The sequence below is a fragment of the Streptomyces sp. NPDC058246 genome (assembly GCF_042881985.1).
Classification (GTDB): domain Bacteria; phylum Actinomycetota; class Actinomycetes; order Streptomycetales; family Streptomycetaceae; genus Streptomyces.
In genome coordinates this window covers 241622-255232 of the sequence record NZ_JBHVWZ010000009.1, presented here as the reverse complement: position 1 = coordinate 255232, position 13611 = coordinate 241622, and the positions used below count along the sequence as shown (strand labels likewise).

The 13611-nt window shown below is 72.3% G+C and carries 8 protein-coding genes, 1 tRNA gene and 1 pseudogene; 5 read left to right on the top strand and 5 right to left on the bottom strand.

Annotated elements, in window-relative coordinates; all coding sequences use genetic code 11:
• Positions 1-72: 72 nt before the first annotated feature.
• From ACFVXA_RS16655 to ACFVXA_RS16635, 5 genes and pseudogenes are all read left to right on the top strand, one after another.
• On the top strand, positions 73-1101 hold the full coding sequence (locus ACFVXA_RS16655) for an ABC transporter ATP-binding protein (protein ID WP_362029743.1): 1029 nt from the start codon (positions 73-75) through the stop codon (positions 1099-1101).
• Positions 1098-1919 carry an ABC transporter permease gene (locus ACFVXA_RS16650; RefSeq protein WP_390025368.1) on the top strand — a complete coding sequence of 274 codons (822 nt, stop codon included), beginning with the start codon at positions 1098-1100 and terminating at the stop codon, positions 1917-1919. The genes ACFVXA_RS16655 and ACFVXA_RS16650 overlap by 4 nt, the downstream gene beginning before the upstream one ends.
• 20 nt (positions 1920-1939) lie before the next feature.
• Positions 1940-3214 (top strand): annotated as a pseudogene (locus ACFVXA_RS16645) (sensor histidine kinase); the annotation flags it as partial.
• Between the two features lie 239 nt (positions 3215-3453).
• Positions 3454-4074 (top strand): response regulator, encoded by a 621-nt coding sequence (locus ACFVXA_RS16640; protein WP_390025366.1) that lies wholly within the window; start codon positions 3454-3456, stop codon positions 4072-4074.
• A 23-nt stretch (positions 4075-4097) separates the two neighbouring features.
• Positions 4098-4173: transfer RNA gene (locus tag ACFVXA_RS16635), tRNA-Gly, on the top strand.
• Positions 4174-4227: 54 nt separating this feature from the next.
• Here ACFVXA_RS16635 and ACFVXA_RS16630 read toward each other — a convergent pair.
• The 5 genes from ACFVXA_RS16630 to ACFVXA_RS16610 form a co-directional block, all read right to left on the bottom strand.
• Positions 4228-5127: a phosphoribosylaminoimidazolesuccinocarboxamide synthase gene (locus tag ACFVXA_RS16630; protein ID WP_383745819.1), complete on the bottom strand. Its 900-nt coding sequence runs from the start codon at positions 5125-5127 to the stop codon at positions 4228-4230.
• Positions 5128-5225: 98 nt separating this feature from the next.
• Positions 5226-6773, bottom strand: a complete 1548-nt coding sequence (locus ACFVXA_RS16625; protein WP_384397181.1) for a N,N-dimethylformamidase beta subunit family domain-containing protein — start codon at positions 6771-6773, stop codon at positions 5226-5228.
• 237 nt (positions 6774-7010) lie between these two features.
• On the bottom strand, positions 7011-9191 hold the full coding sequence (locus ACFVXA_RS16620; protein ID WP_390025364.1) for a hypothetical protein: 2181 nt from the start codon (positions 9189-9191) through the stop codon (positions 7011-7013).
• A gap of 328 nt (positions 9192-9519) precedes the next feature.
• Positions 9520-10773: a phosphoribosylamine--glycine ligase gene (gene purD, locus ACFVXA_RS16615; RefSeq protein ID WP_362029728.1), complete on the bottom strand. Its 1254-nt coding sequence runs from the start codon at positions 10771-10773 to the stop codon at positions 9520-9522.
• A gap of 377 nt (positions 10774-11150) precedes the next feature.
• Positions 11151-13580, bottom strand: coding sequence for a DNA polymerase III subunit gamma and tau (locus ACFVXA_RS16610; RefSeq protein WP_390025362.1), 2430 nt, complete (start codon positions 13578-13580; stop codon positions 11151-11153).
• Positions 13581-13611: the final 31 nt, after the last annotated feature.

The window sequence follows — 13611 nt, the reverse complement described above, 5'->3', positions numbered from 1 at the left end:
GCTGACATTTGTCATGCGGAGTGATGACACCGCGCACTGCTGCCGGGTCCCGTCCGCGGGGACGCTGTTTCCATGAACGAGAACAGGCACGATGAGCACGATGACGTGATCGAGGTCACGGATCTGCGCCGTGTTTACGGGGGAGATCGCCGTGCGCACGGGGGAGACCGCGGAGCCGGGAAAGGCTTCGAGGCGGTGTGCGGGGTCACGTTCTCCGTGGGCCGCGGAGAACTCTTCGCGCTACTGGGGACGAACGGCGCGGGCAAGACGTCCACGGTCGAGCTGCTGGAGGGCCTCGCGCCTCCGGCCGGCGGACGCGTGCGGGTCCTCGGCCACGATCCGTACGAGGAGCGGGCGGCCGTCCGCCCCCGGGTCGGCGTGATGCTTCAGGAAGGCGGCTTCCCCTCCGAGCTGACGGTCGCGGAGACCATACGGATGTGGGCGGGCTGCACCAGCGGAGCGCGGCCCACGGCGGAGGCGCTGGACCTGGTGGGCCTGACGCGCCGGTCCGATGTACGGGTCAAGCAGTTGTCCGGGGGCGAGAAGCGGCGCCTGGACCTGGCACTCGCGCTCCTCGGCCGTCCCGAGGTCCTCTTCCTGGACGAGCCGACGACCGGACTCGACGCCGAAGGACGCCGCAGCACCTGGGAGTTGGTGCGCGCGCTGCGCGACGACGGTACGACGGTGCTGCTGACCACCCATTACCTGGAAGAGGCCGAGGAACTGGCCGACCGGCTCGCGATACTCCACGAGGGGCGCATCGCGGCCTCGGGCACTCCGGCCGAGGTGACCGCCTCCCAGCCGTCCCGGATCTCCTTCGAGCTGCCCGACGGCTTCTTCCTCGGAGATCTGCCCCCGCTCGCCGAACTCGGCGTGAGCGACCACCAGACGGCGGGCCGCGTCATCAAGCTGCGCACCAACGCGTTGCAGCGCACCGCCACCGCCCTCCTGCTGTGGGCCGCGAGGGAGCGGGTCGAGCTGCGGGGGCTCGATGTGCGGTCGGCCTCGCTGGAAGAGGCGTTCCTGCGGATCGCGCGGGACGCGGCGGCGGGGAACGCCGGCGGTGCGGGTGGCTCGCAGCAGAGGGAGGCGGCGGCATGAGCGGCGCGACAGCCCCGACCGACGTGCACGGGCATCCGGGTTCGGGTGCCGGTACGACCACCGCCGCGCGGCGGATGGGCGCGCTGGCCCGCGCCGAGCTGACCCTGCTGGGCCGGACCAAGGCGACGCTCGCCGCCGCGGTGTTCGTGCCGCTGACCCTGCCGTTCAGCCTGCGCGGGACGGTCGATCAGATGGACCTGAAGGGCACCGGGCTCTCGGTCGGCTCGGTCGTCCTGCCGTCCTCCGTCGGCTTCTCGCTCCTCTTCGCGGTCTACACCTCACTGGTGAGTGTGTACGCGGCCCGCCGCGAGGAGCTCGTCCTCAAGCGGCTGCGCACCGGGGAGCTGCGGGACGCCGAGATCCTCGCCGGCGCGGCGCTGCCGTCGGTCGCCATAGGGCTGGTGCAGTGCCTCGTCCTCACGGTCGCGTGCGCCGCGCTCCTGGACGTCGGAGCACCCCAGGCGCCCCATTTCGCCGTCCTGGGACTGCTGTTGGGCCTGGTGATGTGGCCCCCTCTCGCGGCGGTCACGGCGAACTTCAGCAAGAGCGTGGAGGGCGCCCAGGTCGCCGCCATGCCCCTGATGCTGCTGTCACTGCTCGGCTCGGGCACCTTCATCCCCCTTCAGACGATGCCCGACGGACTCGCCTCCGCCTGCGAACTGCTGCCGCTGACCCCGGTGATCACCCTGATACGCGGCGGCTGGACCGGCGACCTCTCCGCACACGACGCCTTGGGCGCCCTCGCTACGGCGGTGGCCTGGATCGTGCTCGCGGTGTTTGCTGTACGACGGCGGTTCCGCTGGGAGCCGCGGCGGTGACCACGGGCCCGGGGGTGGGTGTGAGCAGGCCGGCGGGATGGTGGCGGGGGAAGAGCACACCGGCGAAGGTCGAGACGTACACACGGTGGTCGTTCCACTTCTTCGCCGTGATCGAGGTCGTCTCGATGGGACTGCCCGTCTTCGGGAGCGTCTCGCGGACTATGGCCTGGTGCCTCTTCCTGCTGGTCTGTGGACACGCGGGGCTCTGCGCCGTGACCGCTTCGAGGGCGCTGGACTGGGCGCGCGGAACCCGGGAGCAGCCCGGGCGCATGCTGATGGCGCTGGCGGTGGGCACGTCCGTGATCGCCATCGTGGCAGTCATGCTGTCGGGCACCGAGTGGCGCCCGGCCAGTGAGGACGAGGTCCGCGTGGCGTCCACCCTGTTCATCGGCGTCATAACGTTCGGCACCGGCACGATCGCGCTGGGAACGCGCAACCGACGTCGGATGACGCACGTGGTGATCGGCGCGACCCTGGGCGCTGGAGCGGTGTCGTTCCCTCTGGGCTTTCCCGGCCCCGCCGCGGTGATCACCGCCGGTTTGGTCATGCTCGCCGCCGGGTTCCTCACCTTCACCGCCGCCTTCTCCGTCTGGCTGCTCAACGCCGTCTATGAACTGGACGAGGCCCGCGAGACCCGCGCCCGCCTCGCCGTCGCCGAGGAGCGGCTGCGCTTCGGGCGCGATCTGCACGACGTGATGGGCCGGAATCTGGCGGTGATCGCGCTGAAGAGCGAGCTCGCCGTGCAGCTGGCCCGACGCGGACGGCCGGAGGCCGTGGACCAGATGACCGAGGTGCAGCGGATAGCGCGGGAGTCGCAGCGGGAGGTGCGCGAGGTCGTACGCGGCTATCGGGAGGCCGACCTGGGCGTCGAACTCGCGGGTGCGCAAGGTGTGTTGACGGCCGCCGGCATCGACTGCGAGGTCAGCGGCTCGGCGACCGGGCTGCCCCCACAGGTGCAGTCGGCGCTCGGCTGGGTCGTACGGGAAGCGACGACGAACGTGCTGCGGCACGGGGACGCGGAGTGGTGTGCGGTGTCGTTGCGGGTCGCACGGGGGCGGGTGACTCTCACCGTCGAGAACGACGGGGTGCCGGACACGGGGGAGCCGGCGCCCGAGCCGGGCGGAGGCTCCGAACCGAGGAGGGGCTCCGGGCTCGCGGGACTGCGGGAGCGGCTGACGGAGGTGGACGGCGTGCTGCGGGCCGGGCCCACAGGGGACGGGGTGTTCCGTCTGACGGCAGAGGTACCGCTGCCGGCGGCAGGGGATGCGGCCGGGGTGCCGGTGCAGTCGGCAGAGTCGGCCGGAGTGCCGGTGCAGTCGGCTGGGGATGCGGCCGGGGTGCCGGTGCAGTCGGCAGGGGATGCGGCTGGAGTATCGGTGCCGGCGGCAGAGGCGTCGGCCGGGAGTTCCGTGCCGGAGGCAGAAGCGTCGGCCGGGACTTCCGTGCCGGCGGCAGAAGCGTCGGCCGGGAGTTTCGTGCCGGAGGCGGGGGCGGTTCCTTCCATCGTCCCGCAGCAAGTGAGTGAGGTCACGCCATGACGTCCGTACCGCCCGTGCGTCTGTTGCTCGCCGACGACGAGCATCTGATCCGGGGAGCGCTCGCCGCGCTGCTGGCCTTGGAGGACGACCTGGTCGTGGTGGCCGAGGCGGCGACCGGGCCCGAGGCGCTGGCGATGGCGCGGGCGCATGAGCCCGATGTCGCCGTCCTGGATCTCCAGATGCCGGGGGCGGACGGTGTGAGCGTGGCCACAGCACTGCGGGCCGAACTGCCCGGCTGTCAGGTGTTGATCGTGACGAGTCATGGGCGGCCGGGGCATCTGAAGCGGGCGCTTGCGGCGGGTGTACGCGGGTTCGTTCCGAAGACGGTCAGTGCGCAACGGCTCGCGGAGATCATTCGTACGGTGCATGCGGGAAACCGTTACGTGGATCCGGAGTTGGCCGCCGACGCGATCTCCGCCGGGAACTCGCCGCTGACCGCGCGCGAGGCCGAGCTGCTCGAATTCGCCGCCGACGGGGCGCCCGTCGCGGAGATCGCCGAGCGGGCGGCGCTGTCCCAGGGGACCGTACGGAACTATCTGTCGTCGGCCGCGTCGAAGCTCGGGGCGGAGAACCGTCATGCGGCGGTGCGGCTCGCGCGGGAGCGAGGTTGGGTATAGTTGCTTTCGCGCCACGGCGCAGTGCGGACGTAGCTCAGTTGGTAGAGCGCAACCTTGCCAAGGTTGAGGTCGCGAGTTCGAGCCTCGTCGTCCGCTCCACAGAAGAAGCCCCCGGCCTCAGGCCGGGGGCTTCTTCGTGTGCTCTTGGTCGCCTCAGCTCCAGCTGGTGCCGGTCAGGCGCTCGTACGCCTCGATGTACTTGGCGCGGGTGGCGTCCACGATGTGCTGCGGCAGGGCGGGCGGCGGCTGCTCGCTCTTGCGGTCCCAGCCGGACTCGGGGGAGGTCAGCCAGTCGCGGACGTACTGCTTGTCGAAGGAGGGCTGCGGGTGGCCCGGCTCCCATACGTCGGCGGGCCAGAAGCGGGAGGAGTCCGGGGTCAGCACCTCGTCGGCGAGAACCAGGGTCTCGCCCTCGTAGCCGAACTCGAACTTGGTGTCCGCGAGGATGATGCCCCGGTCGCGGGCGATGTCGCGGGCGCGGCTGTAGACGGCGAGGGTCGTCTGGCGCAGCTGGGCGGCGGTCTCGGCACCGACCTGGCGGGCGATCTCCTCGTACGAGACGTTCTCGTCGTGCTCGCCGACGGCGGCCTTGGTGGCGGGGGTGAAGATCGGCGCGGGGAGTTCCGAGCCGTCGACGAGACCCTCCGGGAGGGCGAGGCCGCAGACGGTGCGGGACTCGTTGTACTCGACGAGGCCGGAGCCGGCGAGGTAGCCGCGCGCGACGCACTCCACCGGGACCATCCGCAGGGACTTGCAGATCAGGGTGCGGCCCGCCCAGTCGTCGGGGGCTCCGGGCGGGAGTTCGGTGCTCAGGACGTGGTGGGGCACCAGGTCGGCGAGCTTGTCGAACCACCACAGGGAGAGCTGGGTGAGGGTGCGGCCCTTGTCGGGGATCTCGGTGGGGAGCACCCAGTCGAAGGCGGAGATACGGTCGCTGGCGACCATCACGAGGTCGCCCGCCTCGTTCTGGTACAGGTCGCGCACCTTGCCGGTGTGCAGATGCACCAAACCCGGCACCTCGCGGGGCTCGGGCTTTTCGACGAATCCGGACACGGTTCCTCCCCGTGGTTCTGTCCAATTGGCTCGATTCTCTCGTATGCGGAGAGCGGCTTTGGCCAGGGGGTGTGTGGGGCCGTCCTGCGGGGGATTTCTCAGTCGCGTTTGCAGATGCGGTCGAGGAGGTTGGCCGTGGCCCGCTGGATACGGGTGTCGACGTGGCCAGGACGATCGAGGGCCGGGGACCACGCGAACGTTCCGGATGCGAAGACCAGGGCACCGGACGGCGCTCGGTAGAGGGAGGTCTCCTGGTGGCGGACGGCGCCCTCGCTGTCCCGATAAGGGGAGTGGGCGAGCAGGATCCGGCCTTGGTGCTCCGGGAGCGGGGTGCGCGGGAAGTAGCGATCGGCCTCGCCCGCGACCATGCCCTCCAGCTCGTCGCCCTCGTGCGCGCCGGTCGCCTCCCACAGCCAGTGATCGGCGTTGCGGACGACCAGCGGGTGTGGTTCGGGGACTCGTCCCGCGTACTGAATGCCGATGAGCTGCTGCTCGGGGCGGTCGATTTCACGCCAAAGGGCCGGTTTCCCGGGGCCTTTGCGCTTGCGGCAGGTGAGCAGCCGGTCCGCGACACCGGACGGGGACGGCCCCAACTCCACCTGCCAGTACATGGTGTTGGCCGAGAGGAAGACGAGCGAGGTGCCGTGCTCGCGGGCGAGTTCCGTGGTGCGGCGCATCTGCGTCGACCAGTACTCGTCGTGGCCGGGGAAGACGAGGCCGCGGTAACGGGTGGGGTCGACGCGGCCGGCGTGCAGGTCGCGGGCGTCGGCATAGGCGATGTCGTAGCCGTAGCGCTCGGCCCAGCGGATGAAGTCGTAGGCGTGTCCCACGTGGAGAGGGAGCCCCGCGCCGGCGTACGGGCGGTCGAAGGAGACCGTCGTCGCGGCGTCAGCCTCGCCGAGCAGCCGGCCTTCCGCGTCCCACGCGTGGTAGAGGCTGGCACCGGTGTGGCCGTCCTCCGGGTACAGGTTGTACGCCTGCCACGTGATGTCCGGGAGCAGGAGGAGCAGGTCGGCGGGGTGGTTGTCCCGGATGGTGAACGGGACGTGGGAGCGGTACCCGTCGGCGGTGGTGAGGACGGCGACGTACGCGCCGATGCTCCAGAAGGCCGGGATCTGGAGCCGCCAGGAGAGCCACCAGTGGTGGCAGGAGACCGTGCGGTCGGCGGTGAGGGGCGGGGGCTGGACAATGCCGGAGAGGCGCGGACTGGTGGTGATCTTGCTGGCGCCGTCGCCGCCGTAGTGCCCGATCCGGTAGATGTCGACGCTGAATTCCTGTGGCGGGTCGACGGTGATGTGGAAGTCGATGGCTTCGCCCGGGGCGGCCGCACCGGTGGAGGTGAAGCCCTTGATCTGACGGTGGACGTCGTCGGCGGAGCGGGGTCCACCGGCCCGGGGGTGCGGGATGGCGCGCCTGGGCGGGGCCTTGGGGTCGCGGCCCTCGCGATCGTTCCGTACGAGGGTGGCGCCGCCCGGAGCCGGATCGAGGTGGTCGAGGTGGTCGATGTACCAGGGGACGACGTGGCCGGTGTCGTCGAAATAGTGCTCGTCGCCGCGGAGCCACGGGACGGGACCCTGCCCGAAGGGGTCCGACACGGCGTGCGCGAGTGCTCCCGACTCCCAGCGGCGGATCTGCTCCGACCCCATGCCTGCTCCCCTCCCTCTCGCCCCCGTCGTCCTAGTGAACCCTTGCCCTGTGCGCGATCGGTCCCAGCACATCACATTACGCACGCACTCCGTCACCGTTCGTCGCGAATTGACGTGAGTGGAACGCCGGATTCCGTCTGAACCGGAGCACACCGGCGTTCGACCCCGCGGCCAGGGTGACGGCCCCCTTCAGACCCAGACCCTTCAACTCCAGCCCTTTCAGACCCTTCAGACCCTTCAGACCAGGCGAACCGGCTTCTCCGGGCGGACGCCGAGGTGGCGAAGCCAGTCGCGGAGGGGCGCGGGGTCCCCCGTTTCGACGAGGGCGAGTACACGGGGCCCGAGATCGGCGGCACGCTCGCCGGCGACAAGGAGCGACGGCCCATCGAGCCAGTCGAGGCCCGGCACCGCCCCCGCGGTGTCCATCGCCGCGCAGCACACCATCGCCGTCACATGGTCGGCGAGCAGCTCACGACCGGTCCGGGGCGGCTGAAGGGGGAAGAGCGGCAGCATTCCGTCGTCCCAGAGGGCTCGGTCGGGCCCCTGCGGCTCCGTGCCCCCCGCCGGGGCGGACGTCACGGCCGGCGCCGCCGCCTCCTCGCGGGCCAGCTCCGCGGTGAGCCCGGCCGCGAGCGCGGCCGTCCGCTCGTTCCCCCGGGCGAGGTCCGCGTCGTCCTCGTCCTCGGCCATCGCCATCTTCTCGTACGCGCCTCTACTGGGGGCAGCGAGCGCGGCCGGCTCCGGGCCCGGGTGCGGGTGCGGCTGCGGATGCGGGTCCGGATGCGGGCCTGGAACTGGGCCTGGGTCGGGAGCCATCTGGTCCTCGTCCGGTCCCTGGCCGGGTGCCACCGGGGTCTCGTCCGGGCCCTCGCCGAGTGCCACCGCGTTCTCGTCCGGGCCCTCGCCGAGTGCCACCGGGGTCTCGTCCGGGCCCTCGCCGAGTGCCACCGCGTTCTCGTCCGGGCCCTCGCCGAGTGCCACCGCGTTCTCGTCCGGGCCCTCGCCGAGTGCCACCGCGTTCTCGTCCGGGCCCTCGCCGAGAGCCACCGGGCCCTGCTCCCCCTCCCCCTCCTCGCACTTCTCCGGGGGAGCGGAGAGGTGGTCTATCACCCGAGCCAGCGTAGGGCCGTCCGCTTCGGGCACCGCCGGGTTGGCGGGGAGCCGCACGCCCAGCGTGTCCAGCACCCGGTGGAGGCGGGCCGCGTCCGTACGCCATTTGCGGTCGACGACCTCGTCCGGGTAGTCCTGCCAGTCGACCGGGGCCCAGTGGGGCCCGGGCTCGGCGGGGCCCCCGTGGAAGAGCCGGGCGGCGAGGAGCGAGGCCGCCTCGTCCACCGTGCCGGGCTCTTCGAGCAGGTCACAGGCGGGGCGCTCGCCGAGGCGTGAGGCGAATCCCTCGGCCAGCCGGTCGCGGCGGGACAGCTCGGTCAGGGCCGCGACGACGCCCACGTCCAGCCGGGACGGCCAGCGGCCCATCCGCCAGGCGGGCAGCGCGACCCGGGTGAGCAGGCGGTCCCATCCGGCGTACGCCAGACCGACCTGCTCCTGGGCGACGATCCGCAGCCCGTAATCCACAGCCTGTGCACGCTCGGCCGCGGCGGTCGCCACGCCGCGCTCCATCTCCGCCGCGTGGCCCCGGCAGCTGCGCAGCAGGAGGCGGGTCACCCAGCCGACACCGCCCAGGACGGTGCGGGACAGCGGTCCGCGCGTCGGCTCCGAGGCTACGGCCACGGCCGCGTCCAGGCCCCGTACGAAACGGCGGGCCGCGGCTATGTCGGGGTGGGCCGACGGGCCCGTACCGGCGACGACCGGGGCGAGGACCGCGCGCAGTTCCCCGACGCGCATCCACCACAGGAAGGGCGAGCCGATGACGAGGACGGGGGCCGAGGGGGCCCGGCGGGGCCGCGACGACAGCCCTCGTATGCCCCGGGTTCCGGCTCCACCTATGCCTCGGACTCCCTCCAGGGCCTCCCTCGCGTCCCGGGCCTCTCGCTCGGGCGGGCCGTGCGCCGGGTGGGTGCGGTCCTCGAGCCAGCTGTCGCAGTCCGGAGTGAGCGCTATCGCCGAGGGGGCCGGGACGTCGAGGCGGTCGGCCAGGTCGCGGACCATGCGATAGAGATCGGGGGCCGATTCCTCGGCGATCGGGACCGTCGGACTCACGGCTGGCCGCGCGCGGGCTACGACGAGCGCGATGCCCGCGGCCACGAGCAGAACGAGGACGGCGAGGACCGACATGATCCAGCGCACGGCCCCCCAGCTGCCCCCTGCGATATGGCCGGTGGAGCCGCCGACGAGCAGCACGACGGCGACGGCCGCGGGCAGCAGGGCGACGGCCAGCGCCCTGCTGCGGATGCGCAGCACGGCGAGAGCCCGGGAGCGCGCGGCCTGCGCGCCCACCTCCACACCCATACCGGTCACGACCGGACGTCACCCCCTACGGTCCGCCCGGCACCGGCTGTCCCACAGCCGGTGTCGACGGATGTCCTGGCGTTGCTCACTCCCCCACTGTGGCACCCGCCACTGACATCGCAATGCCGGTGGGCCAAGTGCCGGAACGCTTTCGCCGCACCCTAGTTGGGGCCTCGGCCCCCGTCAGCCGGTTGGGGCATCGGTCACTCGATGGAATGGCTTTGGGGAAAGGTGGATGACGGTGGGCAATGATCAGGCCCCGGATTCCGTACGAAATCCGGGGCCTGATCATTGCCGTCGAAAGGGGTGCGCCGCCCCCTGTCGATGAATAGGAGGCCTACGCCTCCGCCGCGGCCTTCGCCGCGATGTCCGTACGGTGCTGCGAACCGTCGAGACCGAGACGGGCGAGTGCGGTGTACGCCCGTTCGCGGGCCTCGGTGAGGTCGGTGCCGGTCGCCGTGACCGAGAGCACCCGGCCGCCCGCGCTCACCACCGCGTCGCCGGCGCGCTTCGTCCCGGCGTGCAGGACGTAGGCGTACGGGGCGTCCTGGGCCGCCACCTCCTCGAGCCCGGTGATCGGGTCGCCGGTGCGCGGGGTGTCCGGGTAGTTGTGCGAGGCCACGACCACCGTGACGGCCGCGTCATCGCTCCAGCGCAGCGGCTCCAGGTGGGCGAGGGTGCCCTTCGCCGAGGCCAGCAGCACGCCCGCGAGCGGGGTCTTCAGGCGGGCGAGCACCACCTGGGTCTCCGGGTCGCCGAAGCGGGCGTTGAACTCGATGACCCGTACGCCACGGCTGGTGATCGCCAGACCCGCGTAAAGAAGGCCGGAAAACGGTGTGCCGCGGCGGCGCAGTTCGTCGACGGTCGGCTGGAGGACGGTCTCCATGACCTCCTCGACGAGCTTCGGGTCCGCCCAGGGCAGCGGTGAGTACGCGCCCATGCCGCCGGTGTTCGGGCCCTCGTCGCCGTCCAGCGCACGCTTGAAGTCCTGGGCGGGCTGGAGTGGGACGACGGTCTCGCCGTCGGTGATCGCGAAGAGCGAGACCTCGGGGCCGTCGAGGAACTCCTCGATGACGACACGGTCGCAGGCGTTGGCGTGCGCGCGGGCCTTGTCGAGGTCGTCGGTCACGACGACGCCCTTGCCGGCCGCGAGGCCGTCGTCCTTCACGACGTACGGGGCGCCGAAGGCGTCGAGCGCCTCGTCGACCTCCTCGGGTGTCGCGCAGACGTACGAGCGGGCCGTCGGGACCGCCGCACCCGCCATCACGTCCTTGGCGAAGGCCTTGGAGCCCTCCAGCTGCGCGGCCTCCTTCGAGGGGCCGAAGCAGGGGATGCCCGCCTCGCGCACCGCGTCGGCGACCCCGGCGACGAGCGGGGCCTCCGGGCCCACGATCACCAGCTCGGCGCCGAGCTCGACAGCCAGCGCGGCCACGGCGGCGCCGTCGAGGGCGTCGACCGCGTGCAGCTCGGCCACCTCCGCGATGCCTGCGTTCCCGGGGGCGCAGTGCAGGGCGGTGACGTCGGGGTCGAGGGACAGGGAACGGCACAGGGCGTGTTCGCGGGCGCCGCTACCGATGACAAGGACCTTCACGGGGTCAGCCTAACCGCCGGGGGCGGGTGCCTTTGTGGGGGCTACCGAAGCGGGGGGTGTGGCGGGTTGGTGGGATCCTCTAAGGGGCGTGGGGTTGAGGGGGCTGCTGCGGGTGCCCCGGCGGCCGCGTGGGCTTGCGCGCGGCTGCGGGTGCCCCGGCGACCGCGTGGGGGGCCGCCGCTGCGGGTGCCCCGGCGGCACCCTCTGTCCGCTGTTGGCCATCCGGTCCGCCACCGCTGCTGATGATCCGGTCCGCTACTGGCCACCCGCTACCGGCTACCCGCTATTCGACTCGGTGCGGCCGTCATTCGACTCGGTGCCGCCGTCATTCGACTCGGTGCCGCCGTCATTCGTCTCGGTGCCGCCGCCCGGACTCCTCACTCGTTGGAGAACTCCTCCACGACCGTCGCCCCCAGTTCGCGGACGATCAGGTCGTGGCCCGAGAGTGCGGACTCGTCGAGGTCCGGGTCGTCGTCCTCGGGGATGTCGTCCTCGGGGGCCACCGGGGGCGGTTCGGGAGCGGGAGGCTGGGTCGGGGGCGCGGGCCGAATGTGGCTCGCGGACGGGCCGCCCTGGGGTGCCGCGGGGCCCGAGGCCGAAGCCGGAGGCTGTTGGGGCGTGGGACGCGGGGCGGCCGGAGCCCCGCCGTATCCACCGCCCCCGCCACCGCCGCCGTAGCCGCCGCCACTGCCGTAACCACCAGCGCCACCGCCACCGCCACCGAACGCGGAGCCGCCGGGAGCCATCGGTGCCGCGCCACCCGGGCCGCCTGCGCCCGAGCCGCCCGGTGCGCCCAAGCCGCCCGAGCCGCCCGAGGTGTCGACGATCGCCTCGATCTTCCACTGGACGTTGAACTGCTCGGACAGCGCCTGCCGCAGCACCTCTTCGCTGCCGCTGCCGGCGAAGTTGTCCCGCGCGCCCGCGTTGACGAAGCCGATCTGCAGGGTCGTGCCGTCGAAACCCGTCACCTGCGCGTTCTGGCTGAGCAGGATCCAGGTGAACCGGCGGCGGTTCTTCACCGCCTCCAGGATGTTCGGCCACAGGGTGCGGGGGTCGATGCCGCCGCCGCTCGCGGGAGCCGGCGCGCCGGGCGTGGGAGTGACCGCCTGAGGAGCCGGGGCCTGAGCAGGCGCGGGTGCAGATGCGGGAGCGGCCGTACCAGGGGTCGTACGAGAAGCCTGCCCGCCGCCTGTGGGGGTGGTGGCCGTCGGCCACCCCCCGGGGCGTCGGCCACTGCCCGCGGCCGTCGCCGTGGGCCAGGCACCGGGCGCGCCCCCGGCCGGGGGCGCGGCTACAGGAGGCGCCGCGGGAGCCGCCGGAGGCGCACTCGCCGGAGGAGCCGCAGGGGCCGCGGACGCCGCAGGTGCATCAGGCGCAACAGGCGAGGCCGACTCGGGAGCCGCTCCCGAGCCCTGCACGGGAGCACCCGCCGAACCACCTGTCCCAGCGCCGGGTCCTCGAACAGCGGCCCGAGCCGCGGCCGCCGCCCCGCTCCCGGGCGAACCAGCCGGACCCCCCGGAACCGGCGCACCCGGCGCACCCGGCGCACCCGGCGGAACAGACGCACCCGACGCGACCGGCACCGCACCGTGCACCTCAGGCCCAGGCACGTACCCCATGGCGGGCGCGGCCCCGCCACCGGAGAAGTTCACCCCGCGCTCGATACGGTCCAGCCGGGCCATGACGGACCGCTCGTCCCCGTACGCGGCGGGCAGCATGACGCGCGCGCAGATGAGTTCGAGCTGGAGCCGCGGCGAGGTGGCGCCGCGCATCTCCGTCAGTCCCTCGTTGACGAGGTCGGCGGCGCGGCTCAGCTCGGCGGCGCCGAAGACGCCAGCCTGGGCCTGCATCCGCTCGACCACATCGGCGGGAGCGTCGATGAGCCCCTTCTCGGCGGCCTCGGGCACGGCGGCCAGGATCACCAGGTCCCGCAAGCGCTCCAGCAGGTCGGCGACGAACCGCCGAGGGTCGTTGCCCCCTTCGATGACCCGGTCCACGACCTCGAAGGCTGCGGCGCCGTCTCCCGCGGCGAACGCCTCGACCACCGAGTCCAGCAGCGACCCGTCCGTGTACCCGAGCAGCGAGGTCGCCATGGCATACGTCACACCGGCGTCGCCCGCCCCCGCGAGCAGCTGGTCCATGACGGACATGGAGTCACGCACGGACCCCGCGCCGGACCGCACGACCAGCGGCAGCACCCCCTCCTCGACGGGAATGCCCTCGTGTCCGCAGACCTCGCCCAGGTACCCGCGCAGGGTTCCGGGAGGCACGAGCCGGAAGGGGTAGTGGTGTGTCCGCGACCGAATCGTCCCGATGACCTTCTCGGGCTCGGTGGTGGCGAAGATGAACTTCAGATGCTCCGGCGGTTCCTCGACGACCTTCAGCAGCGCGTTGAAACCGGCCGACGTGACCATGTGGGCCTCGTCGATGATGTAGATCTTGTACCGACTGCTCGCCGGTCCGAAGAAGGCCTTTTCTCGCAGGTCACGGGCGTCGTCCACACCACCGTGGGAGGCGGCGTCGATCTCGATGACGTCGATGGACCCCGGTCCGTTCCGAGCGAGGTCCCGGCAGGACTGGCACTCCCCGCACGGCGTGGGCGTGGGTCCCTGCTCGCAGTTCAGACACCTGGCGAGGATCCGCGCGCTGGTGGTCTTGCCGCACCCGCGCGGACCGCTGAACAGGTACGCGTGATTGACCCGGTTGTTCCGCAGCGCCTGCTGCAACGGGTCGGTGACATGCTCCTGCCCGATGACCTCGGCGAACGACTCCGGGCGATAGCGGCGGTACAGCGCGAGAGACGACACGCATACGAGGTTATAGGCGCCCACTGACAAC

Coding starts and splice junctions, on each gene's coding strand:
- ACFVXA_RS16655 (WP_362029743.1), top strand. CDS start 73: ATGAACGAGAACAGGCACGATGAGCACGATGACGTGATCGAGGTCACG.
- ACFVXA_RS16650 (WP_390025368.1), top strand. CDS start 1,098: ATGAGCGGCGCGACAGCCCCGACCGACGTGCACGGGCATCCGGGTTCG.
- ACFVXA_RS16640 (WP_390025366.1), top strand. CDS start 3,454: ATGACGTCCGTACCGCCCGTGCGTCTGTTGCTCGCCGACGACGAGCAT.
- ACFVXA_RS16625 (WP_384397181.1), bottom strand. CDS start 6,773: ATGGGGTCGGAGCAGATCCGCCGCTGGGAGTCGGGAGCACTCGCGCAC.